We start from the raw sequence: 20,128 nt of genomic DNA, 5'->3' as shown, positions 1-20,128 counted from the left end.
AGACCGTGCGGTCTTTGTGAGAGCGGGTTCATCCGCGAACTGCGACCGACTCAGTACCCGCGCTTGAAATCCACTTCCCCGCGCAACCCCTGCCCCGCCTGATACGCCTGCATGTTCTCGACAAACAACCGCACCATCGCCACCGGCGAGGTGGGCGCCGAGCTGTGCCCGGTCAACAGCAGGCCCCAGGCCGTCCAGAACGGATGGCGCTGAGGCAGCGGCTCCTGCCGGCAGACATCGATCACTGCCCCGGCCAGATGGCCCTGCTTCAAGGCTTCCACCAGGTCGGCATCGACCACTGCCACGCCGCGCCCGGCATTGATGAACAGAGCGCTGGGCTTGAAGCACTTGAACAGAGCAGCATCGTAGAGATCATGCGTCGCCGGCGTGTCCGGCAGCAGGTTGAGCACGTAGTCGGCCTGCGCCACCATGCGCGGCAAGTCCTCGAGCCCGGCCACCTCGACGAATGGCGCCTGCTCGCGGGCACTGCTGGCAATGCCATACAAGGTCACGCCGAACGGCACGAGAAACTCGGCGACCCGCTGGCCGATATCGCCCGTGCCCACCACGAGCACCCGACGACCTTCGAGGGAGCGCCCCGGACGATCATCCCAACGGCGCTCGACTTGACTGACCAGACGCGCCAGCACGTCGCGCTCGTGAATCAGCATGTAGGTAAGCATGTATTCGGCCATCACCTGGCCGAAGATACCGACCGCACGGGTCAGGCGGTAATCACGCGGCAGGCCTTTGGCCAGCAGCGGCGTGATGCCGGCCCAGGTGGACTGTATCCACCGGGGCGCATGGCCCTGGCGCAGCAGACTGGCAAGCAGGTCGGGCTGGCCCAGCCATACCGGGCAGTCAGGCGCCAGACGCGATAATTCGGCGGAATCGCCGCTGGTCACGATATCCAGCTCTGGCGCCGCCTCGCCCAGCAGGCGGGCATAGTTGGCATGATCCTGTTCAGCGATCAGAACGCGCATGTAGAAGACAACCTTGGCAAACAACGAAAACGACCCGGCAGGCGGGTCGCTTGACGAACGATGGGGACCGGGCCGAGGTCAGGCCGGGTCGTTGCGGCGCAGCAGCTCTTCGGGCAGGTGCTCGATGTAGTCGTCCTCGGGCGGTGGCATCTGCAGGTGGTAGCCCTGGTTGTCGAGGTTCTCAAGCACCTTGGCGATGTCCTCACGCGCCAGCTTGCGCTCGGGGGTCAACACCAGGTCGAAGGCATGCACCGGGGTGCCAAAGAAGGGCAGCAAGGCCTCGGGCACTCGCGCCAGCCCCTCGGCCTTGAGCACATAGAGGTACATTTCGTTCTTGCGAGGGCTCTTGTAGATCGAGCAAATACGTTTCATCAGGAGTCTCCGGCGCCTGCCAGGCTGTCCAGCAGGGCCTGGCCCATGCGCTCGCGGCGCCAGCCGCGCAGCGAATCGGGCAGTTGATAGGGGCCGTTGGGGAAGCCGCTCTTGAGCAAGGCTTCGAGGGTTTTCTTGCGCAGCATCAGTTCCGGGGCGATACCCAGACGCTCGCCTTCGGCCTGGCCGACCGCGCGCAGACGCTTGAGGATGCCGGAGGCCTCGATCGGCAGCGGCTCGGGCAAGGCTTGCGGCCACTGTTCGGCCGGCAGGCTCGCCGCGCGCTTGATCAAGCCAAGCAGGAACTCGCCGTCTTGGCGGATGGTGCGCGGGTGCATGTCGTCGATCCGGGCCAAGGCCGACAGGTTGTCCGGCTGGCTTTTGGCCATGGGCCAAAGCGAGTGCTCACGCAGCACGCGGTTGCGCGGTACATCACGGCTGCGGGCCTCACGCTCGCGCCAGATGCACAATTCGCGCAGCACCGCCAGTTGCTGGGGGCTGAGCTTCCAGGCGAGCTTCACGTCGCGATAAAGCAGCTCCGGCTCGACTTCGCGGCGCAACTGGGCAACCAGCTCGGCGCCGTCTTCGAGCACCCAAGCATACTTGTCGTCCGACAGGCGCGGGCGCAGGGCACTGAACAGCTCGGCCAGGTGCACGGCATCCTCGGCGGCGTAGCTGACCTGGGTTTCGGACAATGGCCGTTGCAGCCAGTCCGAACGGGTTTCGCCCTTGGGCAGCTCGATGCCCAGGACCTCTTGCACCAGGCGCGAGTAGCCCATGGAGAAGCCGATATTAAGATAGCCGGCAGCCAGCTGGGTGTCGAACAGCGGTTGCGGCAGCTTGCCGGTCAGGCGCAGGAGCACTTCCAGGTCTTCGCTGCAGGCGTGCAGCACCTTGACCACGCCGTTGTCCTCGAGCAGCTCGGCCAGCGGCTGCCAGTCGCGGATCAGCAATGGGTCGATCAGAAAAGCCCGGTTGCCTTCACCGACCTGGATCAGGCCGGCCTTGGGATAGAACGTGTCGACCCGCATGAACTCGGTGTCGAGCGCCACGAAGGGCAGCTCGCGCCAGGCCCGGCAGTGTTCGGCCAGGGTCTGGTCATCTCGTATCCAGTGTATTTCGATGCCCACGAGGCTCTCCCACAAATAATGGCGGGCAGTATATACGGCGCGGGCATTGGGGGTGAAACCTGCGCCATCCTTGGTTTGATCAACGGTCGGCGGTCATCCACGGCCGGCAGCTGGCGAACATATCCATCGATTGCCGGTAGACCTCGGTACGCACCTGCAACAGGCCGAGCATCGAATGGAACAGATTGTCCTGGCTCAGCGGCGCGTCGCGCAGACGGCCCAGGCAGTCGGTGTCGAGGGCGAAGTCCTGGCGGTAGCTGTCGGAGAACCACACCAAAAGCGGCACATGACGCTGTTGCTCGGGCGCCAACATGTAGGGCGTGCCATGCAGGTACAGGTTGTATTCGCCCAGCGACTCGCCATGGTCGGAGAGGTAGATCATCGCGGTGTCGACCTTGTCCTGACGGCTGCGCAGGAGATCGATCAGCGAGCCCAGCACCTGGTCAGTGTAAGCCAAGGTGTTGTCATAGCTGTTGACGATGGCCTGCTGGTCGCACTGGTTCAGGGCGTTGCTCTGGCACACCGGGGTGAAGCGCTCGGCGCTGGCCGGATAGCGCTTGTAATAGTCCGGGCCATGGCTGCCCATCTGGTGCAGTACCAGCACGGTGTCCTGAGTCAGATTGTCCAGCAGCTCGCCAAGGCCCTGCAGAAGGATCTCGTCGTGGCATTCACCATCGGCGCAGAGCTTAGGGTCCTTGAGGTTGCTGACATCGACGAACTGCACCCGGTCGCAGGTGCCTTTGCACCCGGACTGGTTGTCGCGCCACTGCACGCTCAGGCCGGCGCGCTGGAGGATGTCCAGGAGCCCTTCGCGGTTCTTGGCAACGCGAGCGTCGTAGTCCTTGCGTGGCATGCCAGAGAACATGCACGGCACCGACACGGCAGTTTCGGTGCCGCACGAATGCACATCGCTGAACGCCAGCAGGCCTTGCTCCTGGTTCAGGCGAGGCGTGGTGTCGCGTCCATAACCCAGTACCCCGAAGTTCTCGGCCCGGGCGCTCTCCCCCACCACCAGCACGGTCAGCGACTTGCGTTCGTGGCGCTGCCAGGCATGGGTGTCACGCTTGGCGTCCTCACCGTAGTGCTGGAACGGCCGCGCGGCACTGCCCAGGCGCTCGCTGACATAACCGAACGAGGCGCCGACGATGTTGCTCGGGGTGAGCATCATGCGGATTTCATGGTGGTTGCGAAACAGCGAAGACAGCCCCTGGTAGTTGACCAGCGCCACTGAGCCCAGGGCCGCCACGCAGGCACCGCTGACCACCAGCTTGCCCAGCAGCTCGCGATGCCAGGGCCGATAGGCGATCCTGGCCTTCCACAGCAGCACCGACGGCAGGACGCCGAGCAGGCCGATGTAAAGGGCAAACTTGATCGACAGCAGGTCACGGACTTCGGCGACGTTGGTCTCGGCCATGTTGCGGAACATGCCTGTGTCGATCAGCACACCGTACTGGTTCATGAAATAGGCAACCCCCGCGCCGCTCATGAACAACACGATCAACAATGGCTTGAGCACATACCTGAACGCCACCAGCGTCAGCAGCAGGTTGAACGCGAACAGCATCATCACGGCGAAGGCCAGTAACAGCCACATACCCACCATGCCTGGAGGTACAGCGGTTTCCAGGTGCTCCCAGAGCGCGGTATTGAACCCGATCAACAGGTAAAGACTGGCCAGCAACGTGACCCATTCGGCCCGCAGTGTTTTTACGTTCAAGATGATGTTCGCAGTCGAGAATTAAGATCGGCCCACGCACCTGGCAGGGCACCGGGGAAGTTGACCGAACTCTAGAAAGCGCACCATCAAGAATTTGTGAAAAAGACGCCAACAAAGGGTTGGCTGATATCTTTTTAACATTAAATGAATTTCATCTTTCCCCGGCGGGCAGATGTAGCTTGGCGTAAGGCTCGCGGTCGATATCCTGCACCTCTACGCACAGCTGGATATCCAGCCCCTCGCGAGCGGCGATTACTTCGCTCAGCACCTCCAGCAGGCTGGCGGACAACTGCTTCTTCACCTGCGCCGAACGCCCGCTGAGAATCGCCAGCCGTACATGGGCAAACGCCCGTTCGAGCGGTGCGGTGCCCACCCGGTAATGGGCGAAGGCCTGGGCACGGCTCTTGATATCCAGCTCGTCGGCGAACTGCCCGCTGCCCACCAGGGTGTGGTTCAGGCGCATCAGCAGCAGATCGACATTCAGATCGGCCAGGTTGTCGCTGTATTCCAGGTTCAGATGAGGCATGGCGCGGGTTCCAGGTCATGGCGGGAGTGCCACAGCCTACTCCAGTCCCGCAACCGGGCAAAGGCGACTATCCTCAAGGTTCAGGACTTTTTGCCAACCCCTGACCCGAGGTGAAGAAATGCCAGTCCCGCATGATCTGCTCGCTGACCTGCACATTTCCGCTGACGATTTCCAGGCGCTGATCGACAAGGACCAGACGCTCCATCAACTGCACAAGGAGTACAACGCCAAGGACAAGGAAGTGGTGGCCGCCGAAGGCAACGGTACCGCTGACGACGCGGTCAATCGCTTGCGCAAGGAGCGCCTGCTGATCAAGGACAAGATCGAACGGATCGTTCATCCCGCCAGATAACATTCCCTCTTCAAAAACATTCGCGGATGAACCCGCTCCCACAGGTTCTGCAAAAGCCAATGGGAGCGGGTTCACCCGCGAAAGCCAGACATACGACCCAAGCGGCTGTCGTTACGCCCCGGCCGAAGCCTTGAGCCCGGTCTCCAGATCCTCGATCAGGTCGCGGTAGTCTTCGATACCCACCGACAGGCGCAGCAGGTTCTCGCTGATGCCCATCTGCCCCTTCTGCTCGGGGCTCAGGGAGTTGTGCGACATGCTCCAGGAGTGGTTGATCATGCTCTCCACCCCTCCCAGCGAATCGGCCAGCACAAAGATCGACAGCGCTTGCACCAGGCGGTTGACCGCAGCGCGGTCGCCCTTGATCTTCATCGCCACCACCGCGCCGCCGCCGCGCATCTGTCGCTTGCACAGCTCATGCTGCGGATGGCTTTCGAGCTGCGGGTAATACACCTGCTCGACCTGCGGATGCCCCTCCAGGAACTGGGCCACGCGCAGGGCGTTGGCGCACTGGCGCTCCATACGCACATCGAGGGTCTTGAGCCCGCGCAGGGCCAAGTAGCAGTCGAACGGCCCCTGGATCGCGCCCACGGCCATGCTGATGCGGCGCAGGCGCTTGAGCAGCTCGTCGTTGGCCGCCACCACCACGCCACCGATCAGGTCGGAGTGCCCCCCGATGTACTTGCTCGCCGAATGCATCACCAGATCGACCCCCAGGGTGATCGGGCGCTGGTTCCAGGGCGAGCAGAAGGTATTGTCGATGCAGGTGAGGATGCCGCGCTCACGGGCCAGCGTGCACACTGCCTGGATGTCCACCAGGTGCAGCAACGGGTTGGTTGGCGACTCGATCCAGATCAGTTGGGTCTCGGGGCGGATGGCGGCGGCGACGGCGTCCAAGTCGTTGAGATCGACATAGGTGGTGGTCAGGCCCGAGGTGCGGCTGCGGTAGTCCTCCAGCAGGCGGAAGGTACCGCCATACACGCCGTTCATCACCACGACGTGGGCGTCTTTGGACAGCAGTTCCAGCACGGTGGCCGTGGCGCCGACACCCGAAGCGGTGGCGACCGCGCCCACGCCCTCTTCCAGGGCGGCGACGCAGGTTTCATAGGCATGGCGGGTCGGGTTGCTGACCCGGCTGTAGGCGTATTCGGGGTAGTCATCCAGACCGCGCTTGATGAACGAGCTGGTGGTGACGATGGCCGGGAAGATGGCGTTGTCGGCGACGCTGGTCTGCTCGCCGGCGTGGATGGTACGGGTGGCGAAATTGCGCGGCTTGTTGTCGGACATGGTCGGGTCCATTGACGATGATGAGGAAGGAAGGCGCCACTATGGCATATCCACTGCCCTTCGCCGAGCGAGGGATGAATCTGCTGCCAGGGCTGTTTGGCTATTCTCGTTATTCTTCAAGCACGCTAATCTCGAGAAACTTTTTCTCAACGGGCGCCCGATAACGGTATGGACAGTTTCGATCAACACATCCTCACCCTGCTCCAGCGCGATGCCTCCATCTCCCTCAAGGACCTGGCCGAAGCCGTCAATCTCTCGACCACGCCTTGCTGGAAGCGGGTCAAGCGCCTGGAGGATGAGGGTTTCATCCGCGGCCGCGTCGCCCTGCTCGACCCCGAAAAGCTGGGCTTGGGACTGACCGTGTTCGTCCAGCTCAAGACCCAGCGTCACGACAGCGCCTGGCTCGAGCAATTCGCCAGGGTCGTGACCGGGTTCGAGGAAGTGATGGAGGTGTATCGAATGTCCGGCGACTGGGACTACATGCTGCGGGTAGTGGTGGGCGATATCGCCGCGTATGACCGTTTCTACAAGAAGCTGATTACCCGCACCGACGGCCTTTCGAACATTACCTCGAGCTTTGCCATGGAGCAGATGAAGTACACCACGGCGTACCCGGTTCACCGCTGAACGCTGGGGCCGCAAAGCAGCCCCGGCCTTCAGTCAGTCTGCGTGGCTGACTTCGATTCTGTTGTCCGCACGCGCCTTCTGAAGCTTGATCGCCACGAACTTCGACGTTGGAGTGTAGGTCCCTTCGCCGTAGCTCTCCAGCGGCACCAGCGGGTTGGTCTCCGGGTAGTAGGCAGCCGCCTGGCCCTCGGGCAGGTCGTAGGCCACCAGGCGGAAGCCCGATACGCGCCGCTCACGGCCGTCTTCCCAGAGCGAGACCATGTCCACCTGCTCGCCGGGCTCGAAGCCCAGGCGGCGGATGTCAGCCTCGTTGACGAACACCACCTCGCGCAGGCCGAACACGCCCCGGTAGCGGTCGTCCAGGCCGTACAGGGTGGTGTTGTACTGATCGTGCGAGCGCAGGGTCTGCAGGATCAGGTCCGGCTGGTCGCCGCGGGCCAGGACCTTGGCATTGACCAGTTGCTCAGGCAGTTCGCTGGGCGTGAACTGAGCCTTGCCGGTCGCCGTGTTCCACGTACGATCGGCGGCCGCGTTGCCCAAATGGAAACCACCCGGCTGCGCCAGGCGCGTGTTGAAATCGGCAAAGCCTGGGATCACATCGGCAATCAGTTCGCGGATGCGTCCGTAGTCGCCGATCACCCATTCCCAATCGATCGGATGGTTACCCAGGGTCGCCTTGGCCATGCCGGCAATGATCGCCGGCTCCGAGCGCAGGTGCGGCGAGCGGGGTTTGAGCTGGCCGTGGGAGATGTGCACCATGCTGAACGTGTCTTCGACCGTGACGCCTTGCGGGCCTTCGGCCTGCAGGTCGATTTCGGTGCGGCCCAGGCACGGCAGGATCAACGCATCACGGCCGGTCACCAGGTGCGAGCGGTTGAGCTTGGTGGCGATGTGCACCGTCAGTTCGCAGTTGCGCATCGCCGCATGGGTGCGCGGTGTATCGGGCGTGGCCTGGGCGAAGTTGCCCCCCAAGCCGATGAACACCTTGGCCCGCTTCTCTTCCATGGCCTTGATCGCCAGCACGGCGTTATCGCCATGCTCGCGGGGGACCTTGAACTGGAAGCGTTTTTCCAGGGCATCGAGCAAGCGGGCCGGGGGTTTCTCGTCGATGCCCATGGTGCGGTCACCCTGCACGTTGCTGTGGCCGCGTACCGGCGAGAGGCCTGCGCCAGGCTTACCGACGTTACCGCGCAACAGTTGCAGGTTGACGATTTCCTGGACGGTCGGCACCGAGTGACGATGCTGGGTCACGCCCATGGCCCAACACATGATCACCCGCTCAGCCTTGCGGTACATGCGTGCGGCCAGCTCGATTTCGGCCAGGCTCAGGCCGGACTGCTCGACGATATGCTCCCAGGATGTGGCATCCAGGACTGCCAGGTAGGCGTCCACACCCGAGGTGTGCGCCTCGATGAAGGCGTGGTCGAACACCGCCGGCTCGCCTTTGGCCTGGGCCTCGCGTTCCCACAGCAGCAAGAACTTGGCGATGCCGCGCATGACCGCCATGTCGCCGCCCAACGCCGGGCGGAAGTACGCAGTGTTGGTCGGCTCCGAGCCGTTGCTGAGCATTTCGAAGGGGTGCTGCGGATGCTGGAAGCGCTCCAGGCCACGCTCCTTGAGCGGGTTGAAGCACACCACCTGGGCACCGCGCTTGACCGCCTCGCGCAGCGGTTCGAGCATGCGCGGGTGGTTGGTGCCGGGGTTCTGGCCGATGACGAAGATCGCGTCGGCTTCCTCCAGGTCATCGAACACCACAGTGCCCTTGCCCACACCCAGGGTGCTGGACATGCCCACGCCACTGGCTTCGTGGCACATGTTCGAGCAGTCCGGGAAGTTGTTGGTACCGAAGGCCCGCACGAACAGCTGGTACAGGAACGCCGCCTCGTTGCTGGCCCGCCCAGAGGTATAGAACTCGGCCTGGTTGGGCGACTCGAGCGCCTGCAGGTGCTGTGCGATGAGCGCGAAGGCGTCGTCCCAGGAGGTTTCCACGTAATGGTCGGTGGCCGCGTCGTAGCGCATCGGGTGGGTCAGTCGGCCCTGGTATTCGAGCCAATAGTCGCTCTGCTCGGCCAGGGCACTGACGCTGTACTTGGCGAAGAAGGCCGGGTCCACCGAACGGCCGGTGGCCTCCCAGTTGACCGCCTTGGCACCGTTCTCGCAGAACTTGACCATGTCGCTTCCCGGCGATTCGCCCCAGGCACAACCGGGGCAGTCGAAGCCGCCGTTCTGGTTGGTCTTGAGCATCATGCGCAGGTTCTTGAAGGCGTTCTCGCTGCCCAGCCAGGCCTTGGTCACACTCTTGAGCGCACCCCAGCCAGCGGCGGGGCCGTTGTAATCCCTGATGTGGTTGTCTTCGCTCATGGGGGTCCTCGGGCGCTTGAAAATGCACCGGCAGTGAATCTCCGGCTTTTTTCCAGCCTATGAAGAGCGGCCCCAACGCGTCCAATCGATATGCCTGACAGTGTGATAAACGGTTTCGATCAAGACCGGCAAGCCGCGTATTTCTTGGCCTGCGGCCATGATAGAGGAGACTGATCGTTTAGTCGGGGAAAGCAATTTGACGGGGGTGCGCACAGGTTATAGCTTGGAACTAGTCCGCGGCGCCCCGCCGCTTCACCTAACCTGCAGAGCACGATCGTGGAAGAAAACACCCGGGCACTGATCGACGGATTCAATCGGCGCATCGACTATCTGCGGATGTCGGTGACCGACCGCTGCGATTTCCGTTGCGTCTACTGCATGGCCGAAGACATGCAGTTCCTGCCGCGCCAGCAGATCCTCAGCCTCGAGGAGCTGTACCAGGTGGCCGAGCGTTTCGTCGCCCTGGGGACCCGCAAGATCCGTCTGACCGGTGGCGAGCCTCTGGTACGCCAGGGCATCGTCGAGCTGTGCGCACGTATTGCCGCGCTGCCTGGTCTGCGCGAGCTGTGCCTGACCAGCAACGGCTCGCAATTGGGCCGTCTGGCCCAGCCGCTGTTCGATGCCGGCGTATCACGCCTGAACATCAGCCTCGACAGCCTCGATGCCGAGCGTTTCCGCAGCCTGACCCGCACGGGTGACTTGAACCAGGTGATCGCCGGTATCGACGCCGCGCGCAGCGCCGGGTTCCAGCGCACCAAGCTCAATTGCGTGGTGCTAAAAGGCCGCAACGACCATGAAATCATCGACTTGGTGCGCTTTGCCGTCGATCGGGAACTGGACATCTCCTTCATTGAAGAAATGCCCCTGGGCGTGATCAACGAGCATGAGCGCGGCGAGTCCTACTGCTCCAGCGATGAGGTGCGCGCACGCATCGCCGAGCATTTCACCCTGGTCGACTCGGCCGAGTCGTCCCAGGGCCCGGCCCGTTACTGGCGCCTGGCCGAAGCACCACACACCCGGGTCGGTTTCATCTCGCCCCACAGTCACAACTTCTGCGCCACCTGCAACCGCGTACGCCTCACCGTCGAGGGCCGCCTGCTGCTGTGCCTGGGCAACGAGCACTCGATGGACCTCAAGCAGATCCTGCGCGCCCATCCAGGCGACGCCGAGCGCCTGGAACGGGCCATTCGCGACGCCATGCAGCTCAAGCCCTACCGCCATCACTTCGAAGTCGGTGGCGAGGTGCAGATCCTGCGTTTCATGAACATGACCGGCGGCTGACCGGCCGCCTCTGGAACACCATGATCGTCCATCCCCGCCCCGATGTGCTGCGCGTGCTGTTCACCCTCAAGGGGTCGATCGTCAAACGCATTGCCCTGCGCTGCCTGATGGTGACCTTGCTGGCCGCCTTGATCGTGCTGATAGAGCATCACTTTCCGGCGTTCTTCTACCCGGTCAGTGCTACGCCATTCACGCTGCTGGGCCTGTCGCTGTCGATCTTCATGAGCTTTCGCAACAACGTCTGTTACGACCGATGGTGGGAGGGTCGCAAGGCCTGGGGGCAACTGATCATCGAAGCGCGCTCGTTCATCCGCGAAAGCCAGGTGATCAACGATGAGCACCTGCGCGCCCGGCTGCTTCGCGGGCTGTGCGGCTTTGCCCACGCCCTGAATGCGCGACTGCGCAACGAAGATGAACTGCAGGCTGCCGGCCCCTGGCTGGCCGAGGCTCCCCGCGCAGGCTCTTACAACCCATGCGACGCCATCCTGCGCGAGATCGGCGAGCAGTGCTCGCGCCTGGCCGCAGACAAGCACATCAGCGAATGGCGTTACACCCTGCTCGAACAGCGCCTGGTGGGGATGTCGCAGGTGCAGGCGACCTGCGAGCGGATCAAGAGCACACCAATGCCCTTCCCTTACACGTTGCTGTTGCATCGCACCAGCTACATCTTCTGCCTGCTGTTGCCCTTCGCCCTGGCCGAACCCCTAGGCTGGCTGGCCCCGGCGTTCACCACCATCATCAGTTACACCTTTTTCGGTCTGGACGCCATCGGCAACGAGCTGGAAGACCCGTTCGGGCGCGATGAAAACGATCTGCCGACCGATGCTCTGGTACGCACCGTCGAGCGCGACGTGCTCTCAGCCCTGGGACACGAGCCACTGCCGCCGGCGTTGATGCCGGTCGATCATGTGCTGAGCTGAGCAACCGCCGCGCGGCCTGTCGCAGTGGGCTTATGCGTGACTACATCAGTGGGCCCACCAGCGCATTCGCGGGTGCCTGCCAAGCGCTTGTCTAGCCGCGGCTTTCGCAGGCTCCCACCGCCTTGAGGTGCGGGACGAAGTTGCATGGCCGGTGCCGCGCATCCAGCTGCTCCACCAGAATGCCTTCCCAGGCCGTGCGACAGGCGCCGGTCGAGCCCGGCAGGCAGCAGATCAAGGTGCCGTTGGCCAGCCCGGCCAGGGCCCGGCTCTGCACGGTCGAGGTGCCGATATCGAGAATCGACAGTGCCCTGAACAGCTCGCCGAAGCCATCGATACGCTTGTCAAGCAGGCACTCCACCGCTTCGGGGGTACTGTCGCGACCGGTGAAACCCGTGCCACCGGTGATCATCACCACCTGCACCTGTTCATCGGCGATCCACTGGGCGACCTGGGCGCGGATCTTGTAAAGGTCGTCCTTGAGCAGCGCGCGCGCCACCAGGCGATGACCGACCTCCACCGCTCGGGTGGCGAGCAGTTCGCCCGACGTGTCGTTATCGAAGGTGCGGGTATCGCTGACGGTCAGCACGGCGACATTGAGCGGTACGAACACTGCATCCGGTTTCACACTCACCTTGGTTTCCTCTGCATGGGGCATGGTCACATCACGCTAGGGCCAACCCTTGGGCGACGTCCAATCGATATGACGAACCAAACCATCAACCGGCTCTATCATCACGAAACAATGGCCAGCCACGGCAGACTTGGTTAAGGTCGCGCAATCGACTCCTTGCCTGCCAGACCGCGCCATGGACATCAAACAGCTCAAATTCCTCATCGCCCTCGACCAGACCCGACACTTCGGGCAGGCCGCCGCGTTGTGCCACATCACCCAGCCAACCTTGTCCATGCGCCTGCGCAATCTCGAAGACGAACTGGACCTGGTACTGGTCAAGCGCGGCCAGCGCTTCGAGGGCTTCACCGAAGCCGGCGAGCGCATCCTGGCCTGGGCCCGCACCCTGCTCGCCGCTCACGACGGCCTGCAGGCCGAGGCCGCCAGTTGCCGTGGACAGGTGGTCGGCAGCCTGCGCCTGGGCACCGTGCCGCTGGCCAGCTTCAATCCCATGCACCTGCTGCTGCCGTTGCGCGAGAAATACCCGGAGCTGCACTTTCAGGTCAGTTCGCTGAGCTCCGAGCAAATCATCGATGGCCTGAGCCGCAACCAGCTGGACCTGGGGATCTGCTACCTGGACCAGGTCAATACCAGCTTCTTCGAGGTGATCGAACTAGGCACCACCACCATGGGCCTGCTGCATGACACCCGGCATTTCGCCTTCGACGGACCGCAACTGCGCTGGGAAGCCTTGGCCAACCTGCCGCTGGGCCTGCTGAGCAAGGGCATGCACTACCGCCAGTCGTTGGACCTGAGCCTGCGTAGCCGGGGCCTGGAGCCAGCTGCGGTGCTGGAGAGCGACTCCACGTTCCAGCTGATCCAGGCCATCAACACCGGCCTATGCTGCGCGGTGATGCCGCTCGATTGCGGGCTGGAAGAGTTGTCCGAGCACTTGCGCATCCTGCCCATCGCCGATGCCAGCATCCACAGCCCGGTAGGCTTGCTGCTGCGCCGTAGCGAGCCGCGCTCGGCGATTGCCGAGCAGTGCTTCGACGAGGCCAAGGCGCTGTTTGCCCAGCAACCCTGAGCGTGTCCCGGTAGATCTCAAGGATGCTCCGGATCGTGCCCCAACGACTGCAAGAACAGCGAGAACAACTCCGGCTGCGAGGAAATATCCAGCTTGGCATACAGGTGCCGGCGGTGAACCTTGACGGTTTCCGGAGAAATCGCCAGACGCTCGGCCATGGCCTTGGATGAGTAGCCACGCAGGATCAACCGGGCGATCTCGAGCTCGCGCTCGGACAACACCCCCGCCCCGAAATGACTCAGCGCATCGCGCACCTGGGCCGCCACCGGCTCGCCCGCCGGCATCAGGCGTTGGCTGCGCAACTGCCAATGCTGTTGCATCAGGGCCAGCACCCAGGGGCAGAACATCGCCAATTGTCCGCACTGCTGCGAACTGAACGGCCGGCGCATGCCCAACGACAACGACAATGCCCCCTGGCCCGGCAACTGCAGGATGAACTGCACCTCGTCCTCCAGCACGTTGGCATGGAAGTAGTTGAGGTAGTACTCACTTTGGTGGAACTGGTCCGGCGCCACCTCATCGAGCCGGTACAACCCGCTGGACACGCCATCCTGGCAGGCCTGGAAGAACGGATCGAGCTGGTACAGGCCACTGAGGTACAGCGGCATCGCCGCCGGTCCGTCCTGGGGCGCGGCGTCGTATTCCTCGAGCACCAAGGGAGCTGCGTTGCTGGGGTAGAAGACCGCCAGGGCATTGTCGAACGGCAGCCAGCGGTGCAGGAGCAGGATCAACTGCTTCCATAAGCGGGGCTGACCGATCTGTTCGATGGTGCGACCAAGGTTGGCGTGAATGCCGACTTCATGAAACAGGCTTTGCATCCGCAGGCTCCCCTGAATAGGTGATGGGATTTGCCGTCTTTCCCGCCTGCGCGTCAAGTGGGCGTACCCCAATAGGGTAATTGGCCGCACGCCCCGTCACGCCTAGATTGCAGCCCATGCCACGCCCCGCGTCGAGGGCACGCTCCCTTTCTTCGTCACTGCCTCAACCACCAATAACAATTCGAGGAGAACGACATGCACGACAGTGCGCTCAAGCCCAGCCTGGGCATGCTCGATGTGGTCGCCATCACGGTCTCGGCGGTCACGCCGGCCAGTTCCGTGTTCGTCATCGCCCCTTTTGCCATCTCCCAGGCCGGCAGTGGTGCCTTCCTGGCCTTTGTCCTGGCCGCGCTGCTGGCCTTGATGTTCGCCTGGTGCTACGCCGAACTCGGTCGGGCGCACACCTCGGCGGGTGGCGAGTATGTCTATGCCAAGCGGGTATTCGGTGGCATGGCCGGCTACGCCACCTTCCTGACCGTGATGGTGATGCTGCTGTTCATCCCGCCCGTGCTGGCCACGGGCGCAGCCACCTACCTCAACAGCGCCCTGGGCACGCAATTCGACACCCAGACTGTCGCCCTGGCCATTGTCGCCGCCAGCTACGGCCTGGGTATTCTCAACATCCGCGTCAATGCCTGGGTCACGGGTATCTTCCTGCTGTGTGAGGTTGCCGCCCTGCTGGTGATCGTGGTGCTCGGTTTCGGCAACATCAGCCAGCCGCTCAGCGTGCTGACCCAACCCCAGCACATCGACCACGGCCTGCTCACCGCCGCGCCCTGGGCCCTGGTGATAGCCGCCATGGGCACCGCGCTGTTCTCCTACAACGGTTTCGGCGGCGCCGTGGTGCTGGCCGAGGACATGAAAGACGGCGGGCGCAGCAACCACCACGCCGTGCTCTGGTCGCTGGCACTGGTGGTGGCGATCGAGCTGATACCGATCGGCGCCCTACTGCTCGGCGCGCCGTCGCTGCAAGACATGCTCGCCAGCCCCGACCCGATCGGCTATCTGCTCACTGCCCACGGCAACGAAACGCTGTCGCGGCTGGTCAGTGCCGGGATCTTCCTCTCGGTGTTCAACGCCATCATTGCCATCGTCATCCAGTCTGGCCGGGTGGTGTTCAGCAGCGGTCGCGACCAGCTGTGGACGCCCGCGTTGAATCGCCTGTTCACCCGCATCCACCCCCGTTGGGAATCGCCTTGGCTGGCCACCTTGTTCCTCGGTGTGCCCTCGGCGGCCCTGACCTTCAGCTCCAACCTGGAGGGGCTGACCTCCTTCACGGTCTTGCTGCTGGTCATGGTCTACCTGGCCGTGGCGTTATGCGCCCTGTTCAGCCGGGTACTGCGCAGCGACCGCGAGCACCCCTACCGCATGCCGCTGTGGCCTCTACCCGCCTTGCTGGCCACCATCGGGGCTGGTTACCTGCTGCTCAATGGCCTGCTCGACGCCTCGGTCCGCGACACCTTGATCATTCTCGGCATACTGGCTGTCTCGGTGATCCTTTACAGCACCTACGGCAAGCTCAGCCCCACTTTCCAGAAACGCTGAACAACAGGAGTCCCTATGCGCGCGCGTCAACTTGGCATCACCCTGGGCCTGGGCACCCCCGGCCAATTCAACGCCATCACCGATGTGCCCGGTGTTCGCGTCGGTCACAGCACCCTCATGGCCGATAGCGACGACAAGCAGGTGCGCACCGGCGTCACCGTGATCCAGCCGCGCCCTGGCGCAGCCCGCCTGGCGCCCTGCTTTGCCGGGGTCCATGTGCTCAATGGCAACGGCGACGCCACTGGGCTTGAGTGGATCCGCGAAGCGGGCCTGTTGACCACACCGCTGGCCATCACCAATACCCACAGCGTTGGCGTGGTGCGTGACGCGCTGGTCGCCGCCGAGCGCGATGCCCTGGCGGACCCGGCCGTGTACTGGTGCATGCCGGTGGTCATGGAAACCTATGACGGCCTGCTCAACGACATCTGGGGCCAGCACATTGGCCCGGACCACGTGAACGAAGCCCTGGCCCGTGCCGAATCCGGCCCGGTCGCCGAGGGTGCGCTGGGCGGTGGCACGGGCATGATCTGCCATGAGTTCAAGGGTGGCATCGGCACCGCCTCGCGCAAGCTGTCGACCGAACAGGGCGGCTGGACGGTCGGTGCGCTGGTCCAGGCTAACCACGGTCAACGCCGCGAGCTGCGCGTCGATGGCTATCCGGTGGGCCGGGTACTGGATGGCATCCCGTCGCCCTTCGACGAGCGCGGCGAGCCCGGCATGGGCTCGATCGTGGTGATCATCGCCACCGACGCTCCGCTATTGCCACATCAGTGCCAACGCCTGGCCCAGCGGGCCTCCATCGGCATCGCCCGCACCGGCGGCGGTACCGAAGATGCCAGTGGCGACCTGTTCCTGGCGTTCTCCTGTGCTGAGCAACACTTACCCGCCGCCGAGTACGGCCGCAAGGGCACCCCGTTCAGCCTGCCGGTGCAGATGCTCAACAACGACCACATCACGCCATTGTTCATGGCGGCGGCCGAAGCGGTGGAAGAGGCGATCGTCAATGCCCTGCTGGCAGGCGTCGACATGCACACCGCCGACGGCGTGCTGGTGCCGGGGCTCGGTGGCGAGCGGCTGCTGGGGGCCCTGCGCCAGGTGGGGTGGCAGGGTTAGGAACCGGGGGCTGCTGTGCGGCCCCGAATCCCCTGAAGCAGGTGCGTTTCGGAAAAAACTAGGAAACAGAGCGCAGGCTACCCAGCTCCTCGCCCGTCAGGAACAACAACGAGAACAGCTCGCTCTGGGAGTTCACGTCCAGCTTGCGGTACACGTTGCGCCGATGGACCTTCACCGTCTCGGCGGAAAGCGCGAGCTTGGCCGCGGCCTCCTTGTTGGAGTGGCCGGAGAGGATCAAGCGCACCACATCCAGTTCCCGTGCGGTGAGCACCGACTCCAGCTGCCGGCGCGCTTCATCGCGACCTTGGGCAAAGTCCAGCGCCGGTTTGCCCGCAGGTGCCCGCTCCGGCAGGCTCTCGAAATGCAGGCGCTGGCGCATCAGGCCGATCAGCCATGGGCGGATCAGCTCCAGCATGGCGAGCTGCTCGGCACTGAACCGTCGGCAGCCCCCCAGCGACAGGCACAGCGTGCGCCCCTGCCCCACCACCACGTTGAACTGGACTTCGTCGGCGACCACGTTATGGGTGAAATACAGCCGGTAGTAATCAGTCTGCTGGAAGTGCTCCGGGGCGATGTCGGCCAAGCGCACCAGACCGGTCTGCGCCTGCTCCCGGCTGTTGAGGTAGAACGGGTCCAGCAGGTACAGACCATTGGCGTATTCGCTCACCAAGGGGTCGATGCCCTCCCGGTCATAGGGGCTTTGGTCGAAGATCAGTGGCTTGTCTTGGCTGAACAACAAGGCAACCCAGGAATCCACTTCGACGAAGTCGCCCAGCAACGTGGCCAGCGTGCGCCAGAAGCTTGGTCGATCGAGGTGCTCGATGCACTGGCCTATGCCCTGGTGCCACGAAAGATCCTGCAGACTCAGGCCCATGCCTACCCCCGGGTTAACCACTCGGCGTGATTGTTTTGACAGTCGTTGTTTTCATACTTGCATCACCCTTTGCAAAAGTCACCCGACCTCAAAGCGGTCGGACACCACGAGACGGACGCCCTATGAAGATCGAAGTCATACAAACCACGACGCGCGATGGCGACACGCCCTACAACCTCAGTTGCATCCTCAAGGACATCGCCCAGTGTGCGCCGGACACCGACGTCGTGTTGTTCCCCGAGTCGCACCTGACCGGGTTTCTCAGCCAGGAAGACGTCGGCATGCTCTCGGAATCTGTCGAGGGCGAAGCCGTGCAGGCGGTGGTCGAAGCGGCGCGCCAGCGCAATGTGGCGGTGGTGCTGGGGCTTTATGAAAATGCCCATGGCACCTTCTACAACACCACGCTGTTCATCGCGCCAGAAGGCATTCTGCTCACTTACCGCAAGACCCACCTGTGGGTGCCGGAGCATGGCATCGTGGTGCCTGGGGATCGCTTCTCCACCGTGGAGTGGCGTGGGGTGCGCATCGGCCTGCTGATCTGTTACGACAGCGAGTTCCCCGAGACGGCCCGGGCACTGACGGCACTCGACGCACAGGTGATGCTGATCACCGATGGCTTGGCCGAGCCCGAGGATGACGTGCATCGTGTGTCGGTGATGGCCCGGGCGATGGAGAACCAGGTGTTCGCCGTGGTGGCCAACCGGGTGGGCAATGGGCCGGACGACTGCATGTTCGTCGGCAACAGTCTGGGGGTCGACCCCTTTGGCAGGACGCTGTTCGAGGCAGGCCGGGGCGAGTCACGGCATACCGTGACCCTGGATCTGTCGCTGATCGGCAAGGCCCGTGCCTTCCACGACTACCGCGCCAACCAGCGCATCGCCCTGCCGGGTGAGCGCATCGAGCATCCCAACGGCCTGCGCGAACTGCTCATCGGCTAAGTCCCGGGTGGCGCACGCACGACTACGTGGCGCCTGCTTCGCGGGTAAACCCGCTCCACAAGTGCTGCAGTGTCATCAAAAACACTGCTGTGCCTGTTGGAGCGAGTTCTGCAGTGTCATCAGGAACACCGCTGCATCTGTGGGAGCGGGTTCACCCGCGATGGGCCCGATCTGGCGATACAGGATTATCGCCATCCCTTCTTAGTGCCGGGCCAGCACCACTTCACCCGCCACACCAGCAGGCGCTTCGTCGATCTGCGCCATGCTCAGGCGCGAAGTCTCGCGCAGCATCAGCGAACACACCGCTACCAACGCCAATGCCCCAGCTCCATACAGGGCCACGCCCAACGGGTTGTGGTCGGTGAGGATGAGGATCGCCGTGGCGATGCTCGACGCTGTCCCACCGCCCAGCGCGGCACCGATCTGATAGCTGGCCGAGATCCCGGAATAGCGCATGCTACGCGGGAACTGCTCACCCAGAAATGCAGGGATCGGCCCCTGGGTCGCGCCCATCAGCAAGCCCGTGAGGCTGTAGGCGAACAAAGCGATGCCGAAACTCTTCATGCCTACCAGTTCGAAGAAGGCGAACAGCCCGAGCGCCATGACCACCGCACCGAACACCATCACCGTGCGCCGGCCCAAACGGTCGGACAGGTAGCCGAACAGCGGCGCGGAGAACACGATAGCGATCGACAAGGTCAGGTCGAACATCAATGCCTGGGTGCTGCCGAAGCCCACCTGGGTGGCGTAGGTCAGGAAGAACGTGCTGCCGATGTAGGCGATGGTGCAATAGCCGAAGGCAATGCCGGTGCACAGCAACAACTGGCGCGGACGCTGGCGCAAGGCTTCGGCCAAGGGTGCACGGACCGGCTTGACCGCCGGGGCTGCGACCGGTGCCGGTGCTTTCAAGCGTGCGTACAGGCCGATCAGCACCAAGGTGCCGCCGAGCCAGAACGGGATGCGCCAGGCAAAATCCACCAGGTTGTCGTTGAAGGCGGCACTGACGATGGTGAACACCACAGCGCCGAGGATGCCACCGACGCCGATGCCCATGCTGGTAAAGCTACCCCACAGTCCTCGCCTGCCCGGCGGCGCCGACTCGATGCCGAACAGCGCGGCACCGCCCCACTCGCCACCGGCGGCGAAGCCCTGGATCAGACGCAACACCACCAGCAGGATCGGCGCAACGACGCCGATACTGGCATGGCTTGGCAAGCAGCCGATGAGGAAAGTGCTCAAACCCATGAGCAGCAAGGTCGCGACCAGCACCTTCTGCCGGCCGATGCGATCGCCATAGTGGCCGAACACCAAGCCGCCCAGCGGCCGGGCGAAGAAGCCGGCACCAAAGGCGCTGAAGGCCACCAAGGTCGCGGTCAGGTGATCCATCTGCGGGAAGAACACTTGGGGAAACACCAGCGCAGCCGCGGTGCCGTAGATGATGAAGTCATAGAACTCCAGCGCAGTGCCCATGCCGGAGACGCAGAAGGTCCGCAGCGCAGACCGGGACGACGCAGGGTTGGATTGTTCCGCATGCATTGTTGTTGTTCTCGTTGTCAGCGGGTGCCGCCCTGCTCAGGCGGCACCGGGTGG

19 protein-coding genes are annotated in these 20,128 nt (G+C 63.7%); 8 read left to right on the top strand and 11 right to left on the bottom strand.

Features of this window, described 5'->3' with window-relative positions; genetic code table 11:
- Positions 1-50 precede the first annotated feature (50 nt).
- The 5 genes from R6G97_RS12895 to R6G97_RS12875 form a co-directional block, all read right to left on the bottom strand.
- Positions 51-983 carry a D-2-hydroxyacid dehydrogenase gene (locus tag R6G97_RS12895; RefSeq protein ID WP_043215467.1) on the bottom strand — a complete coding sequence of 311 codons (933 nt, stop codon included), beginning with the start codon at positions 981-983 and terminating at the stop codon, positions 51-53.
- 78 nt (positions 984-1,061) lie between these two features.
- Positions 1,062-1,355: a YcgL domain-containing protein gene (locus tag R6G97_RS12890; protein WP_043215465.1), complete on the bottom strand. Its 294-nt coding sequence runs from the start codon at positions 1,353-1,355 to the stop codon at positions 1,062-1,064.
- Entirely contained in the window at positions 1,355-2,485 is a 1,131-nt protein-coding gene (gene rnd, locus R6G97_RS12885) for a ribonuclease D (RefSeq protein WP_070571426.1), read from the bottom strand. The genes R6G97_RS12890 and rnd overlap by 1 nt, the downstream gene beginning before the upstream one ends.
- A gap of 79 nt (positions 2,486-2,564) precedes the next feature.
- Positions 2,565-4,205 (bottom strand): phosphoethanolamine transferase, encoded by a 1,641-nt coding sequence (locus tag R6G97_RS12880; RefSeq protein WP_317848153.1) that lies wholly within the window; start codon positions 4,203-4,205, stop codon positions 2,565-2,567.
- A gap of 148 nt (positions 4,206-4,353) precedes the next feature.
- Positions 4,354-4,728 carry a 5-carboxymethyl-2-hydroxymuconate Delta-isomerase gene (locus tag R6G97_RS12875; protein WP_043215822.1) on the bottom strand — a complete coding sequence of 125 codons (375 nt, stop codon included), beginning with the start codon at positions 4,726-4,728 and terminating at the stop codon, positions 4,354-4,356.
- A 118-nt stretch (positions 4,729-4,846) separates the two neighbouring features.
- Between R6G97_RS12875 and R6G97_RS12870 the strand changes: the two genes are divergently transcribed.
- Positions 4,847-5,080: a YdcH family protein gene (locus tag R6G97_RS12870; RefSeq protein WP_043215824.1), complete on the top strand. Its 234-nt coding sequence runs from the start codon at positions 4,847-4,849 to the stop codon at positions 5,078-5,080.
- A gap of 111 nt (positions 5,081-5,191) precedes the next feature.
- On the opposite strand, the gene R6G97_RS12865 is transcribed toward R6G97_RS12870, so the two are convergent.
- Positions 5,192-6,376 carry a trans-sulfuration enzyme family protein gene (locus R6G97_RS12865; protein WP_317847068.1) on the bottom strand — a complete coding sequence of 395 codons (1,185 nt, stop codon included), beginning with the start codon at positions 6,374-6,376 and terminating at the stop codon, positions 5,192-5,194.
- A gap of 156 nt (positions 6,377-6,532) precedes the next feature.
- Here R6G97_RS12865 and R6G97_RS12860 point away from each other — a divergent pair, with 156 nt between their 5' ends.
- Positions 6,533-6,991 carry an Lrp/AsnC family transcriptional regulator gene (locus R6G97_RS12860; RefSeq protein ID WP_317847067.1) on the top strand — a complete coding sequence of 153 codons (459 nt, stop codon included), beginning with the start codon at positions 6,533-6,535 and terminating at the stop codon, positions 6,989-6,991.
- A gap of 33 nt (positions 6,992-7,024) precedes the next feature.
- Here the strand turns inward: R6G97_RS12860 and R6G97_RS12855 are convergent, their stop codons facing one another.
- Complete coding sequence (locus R6G97_RS12855) at positions 7,025-9,352, bottom strand: FdhF/YdeP family oxidoreductase (RefSeq protein WP_317847066.1); 2,328 nt, start codon at positions 9,350-9,352, stop codon at positions 7,025-7,027.
- A 276-nt stretch (positions 9,353-9,628) separates the two neighbouring features.
- Here R6G97_RS12855 and moaA point away from each other — a divergent pair, with 276 nt between their 5' ends.
- Positions 9,629-10,633, top strand: a complete 1,005-nt coding sequence (gene moaA / locus R6G97_RS12850; RefSeq protein ID WP_043215298.1) for a GTP 3',8-cyclase MoaA — start codon at positions 9,629-9,631, stop codon at positions 10,631-10,633.
- Between the two features lie 20 nt (positions 10,634-10,653).
- Positions 10,654-11,553 (top strand): bestrophin family protein, encoded by a 900-nt coding sequence (locus R6G97_RS12845; protein ID WP_043215296.1) that lies wholly within the window; start codon positions 10,654-10,656, stop codon positions 11,551-11,553.
- Positions 11,554-11,644: 91 nt separating this feature from the next.
- Here the strand turns inward: R6G97_RS12845 and moaB are convergent, their stop codons facing one another.
- On the bottom strand, positions 11,645-12,208 hold the full coding sequence (gene moaB / locus R6G97_RS12840) for a molybdenum cofactor biosynthesis protein B (RefSeq protein ID WP_290446833.1): 564 nt from the start codon (positions 12,206-12,208) through the stop codon (positions 11,645-11,647).
- A 151-nt stretch (positions 12,209-12,359) separates the two neighbouring features.
- On the opposite strand from moaB, the gene R6G97_RS12835 reads away from it, so the two are divergent.
- Positions 12,360-13,250, top strand: coding sequence for a LysR family transcriptional regulator (locus tag R6G97_RS12835; RefSeq protein ID WP_043215294.1), 891 nt, complete (start codon positions 12,360-12,362; stop codon positions 13,248-13,250).
- A 17-nt stretch (positions 13,251-13,267) separates the two neighbouring features.
- Here the strand turns inward: R6G97_RS12835 and R6G97_RS12830 are convergent, their stop codons facing one another.
- Positions 13,268-14,068, bottom strand: a complete 801-nt coding sequence (locus R6G97_RS12830; protein WP_043215291.1) for a helix-turn-helix transcriptional regulator — start codon at positions 14,066-14,068, stop codon at positions 13,268-13,270.
- A 195-nt stretch (positions 14,069-14,263) separates the two neighbouring features.
- Between R6G97_RS12830 and R6G97_RS12825 the strand changes: the two genes are divergently transcribed.
- A complete protein-coding gene (locus R6G97_RS12825; protein WP_289717021.1) occupies positions 14,264-15,613 on the top strand; it encodes an APC family permease in 1,350 nt (449 codons plus the stop codon).
- Positions 15,614-15,628: 15 nt separating this feature from the next.
- Entirely contained in the window at positions 15,629-16,726 is a 1,098-nt protein-coding gene (locus R6G97_RS12820; protein WP_317847065.1) for a DmpA family aminopeptidase, read from the top strand.
- A 58-nt stretch (positions 16,727-16,784) separates the two neighbouring features.
- On the opposite strand, the gene R6G97_RS12815 is transcribed toward R6G97_RS12820, so the two are convergent.
- Entirely contained in the window at positions 16,785-17,600 is an 816-nt protein-coding gene (locus R6G97_RS12815; protein ID WP_043215284.1) for a helix-turn-helix domain-containing protein, read from the bottom strand.
- A 122-nt stretch (positions 17,601-17,722) separates the two neighbouring features.
- On the opposite strand from R6G97_RS12815, the gene R6G97_RS12810 reads away from it, so the two are divergent.
- Entirely contained in the window at positions 17,723-18,538 is an 816-nt protein-coding gene (locus R6G97_RS12810; RefSeq protein WP_182941575.1) for a carbon-nitrogen hydrolase family protein, read from the top strand.
- Positions 18,539-18,739: 201 nt separating this feature from the next.
- Here R6G97_RS12810 and R6G97_RS12805 read toward each other — a convergent pair whose 3' ends face one another.
- Positions 18,740-20,074 carry an MFS transporter gene (locus R6G97_RS12805; protein WP_317847064.1) on the bottom strand — a complete coding sequence of 445 codons (1,335 nt, stop codon included), beginning with the start codon at positions 20,072-20,074 and terminating at the stop codon, positions 18,740-18,742.
- Between the last annotated feature and the right edge of the window lie 54 nt (positions 20,075-20,128).

This window comes from Pseudomonas sp. HTZ2 (assembly GCF_033173945.1).
Taxonomy (GTDB): Bacteria; Pseudomonadota; Gammaproteobacteria; order Pseudomonadales; family Pseudomonadaceae; genus Aquipseudomonas; species Aquipseudomonas guariconensis.
The sequence above is the reverse complement of the archived record's forward strand: the minus strand, read 5'-3'. Positions and strand labels throughout refer to the sequence as shown.